Below are 1,691 nucleotides of genomic sequence, written 5' to 3'. Positions count from 1 at the left end.
GCTCCGCCTGATGTGGTAAAATGGTTCGAGGATATTTTGTCCTTAACAGGGGCAAATCTGACGACTCTGCCTGTATCACAGCACGACAGATGCGCATCCATCATCAGTCATGTACCTCATGTAGCCGCGGCTGCTCTGGTTACTCTGCTTGAGCGAAGCGATGAGGATATGAAATCCTGCATAAAGCTCGCGGGAGGCGGATTTAAGGATACCACCCGTATTGCTTCCTCAAATGCCGATATGTGGGCAGATATATGCATGACCAATGCAGAATCGATTACCGCGCATTTGCGTGAGGTTCAGTCGATTTTGGATGATGTGATAAAATATATGGAAGCAAAAGACAGACAGAAAATACATGATTATTTTCTCAAAGCCAAAAAAAGACGTGATTCAATTCTTGATACAGCAGAAGAATTGTTTGAAATCTAAATTTAAGGAGTTATGTTTTGAAAATTAAACTTCATGAACTGGCCGATGCGTTTGCAGTATCGGAAACACATACCGGATATGTTGATTTGGAGAAGGGAAAGATTTTGCTTAGCACTTCTTCTATATCTGAAAAAGCAGACGCTGACAATTTTGAGCAGGACGATGAGGCTCAAATGGATCAATCAATTATGTGGGAAGAGGACTGGCAGCGCTATGTTGTAATCCCTAATTTAGGGGATTATGATTTCCGTGAGCTTTTTGGAGATTTCATATCCTCGAAGCATGTTGATGACGATCTTCGGAGCAGACTTCAGGAAGTTTATGATCAGAATATGCGCGAGCCGTACTGCAAGAAGCTTATGAAAGAAATGAAGCTGACTGCAGAGTGGGAAGCGTTTCTTCATAAGTATTTTATGAAGGTCGCCCGGGAATGGTGCGAGGAAAATATGATTGACTTTGAATAAACGGTACTTCGAAGTAAAGTTTCTCGTTGACAAACGCTGATTTAAGGCATTATAATATTACTTGTCGCTAATCAGTAGCGATAAACGGCCCGGTAGTTCAGTCGGTTTAGAATGCCGCCCTGTCACGGCGGAGATCATGGGTTCAAGTCCCATCCGGGTCGCCATTGCGGAAGTAGCTCAGTGGTAGAGCACCACCTTGCCAAGGTGGGGGTCGCGGGTCCGAGCCCCGTTTTCCGCTCCAGCGGCGACATAGCCAAGTGGTAAGGCCGAGGTCTGCAAAACCTTTATCCCCAGTTCGACTCTGGGTGTCGCCTCCAATGATTACTGACCCGGAGAGAGTTTTCCGGGTTTTTGTTTTGAATGAATTTAGAAAGGGATGCCTAATGGAAAAGAATCAGCCAATCGGCGTATTTGATTCGGGAGTAGGCGGTGTAAGCGTACTCAGAGAGCTTGTAGCTCTTTTGCCAAACGAAAATTATATTTACTTTGGAGATTCTGTGAATGCTCCATACGGAACAAAATCTGACTCTGAAATAATGGAGCTTTCCGTTGATGTAATGGAAAATCTCGTCAGACAGGGGTGTAAAGCTATTGTAATCGGCTGCAACACAATTACGGGTGTGGCAGCAAAAGGATTAAGAGCAAAATATCCAAAACTTATTATTGTCGCGACAGAACCTGCTGTGAAGCCTGCCGTAGCTGCTGCACCACAGGGAAAAATTCTTGTTATGGCCACAACGGCTACACTTCGCTCAAAACGTTTCATGTCGCTTGTTGAGCGGTTCGGCGGCGACG

At 45.0% G+C, this 1,691-nt stretch carries 3 protein-coding genes and 3 tRNA genes; all 6 read left to right on the top strand.

The window, feature by feature from the left end:
- The coding region (locus tag ACY69O_RS00275; RefSeq protein WP_462331471.1) for a prephenate dehydrogenase dimerization domain-containing protein at positions 1-432 on the top strand (432 nt) is incomplete at its 5' end.
- Positions 433-449: 17 nt separating this feature from the next.
- The gene (locus ACY69O_RS00270) at positions 450-896 is read left to right on the top strand and encodes a UPF0158 family protein (RefSeq protein ID WP_462331470.1); all 447 of its coding nucleotides are present in this window, start codon (positions 450-452) and stop codon (positions 894-896) included.
- Between the two features lie 86 nt (positions 897-982).
- Positions 983-1,060, top strand: a tRNA-Asp gene (locus ACY69O_RS00265).
- 2 nt (positions 1,061-1,062) lie between these two features.
- A tRNA-Gly gene (locus ACY69O_RS00260) sits at positions 1,063-1,137 on the top strand.
- A gap of 2 nt (positions 1,138-1,139) precedes the next feature.
- Positions 1,140-1,213 (top strand) — tRNA-Cys (locus ACY69O_RS00255).
- 66 nt (positions 1,214-1,279) lie between these two features.
- On the top strand, positions 1,280-1,691 hold a 412-nt coding region (locus ACY69O_RS00250; RefSeq protein WP_462331469.1), incomplete at its 3' end, for a glutamate racemase.

This window comes from Schwartzia sp. (in: firmicutes) (assembly GCF_978017985.1).
This window is presented reverse-complemented; position numbering and strand designations above follow the sequence as displayed.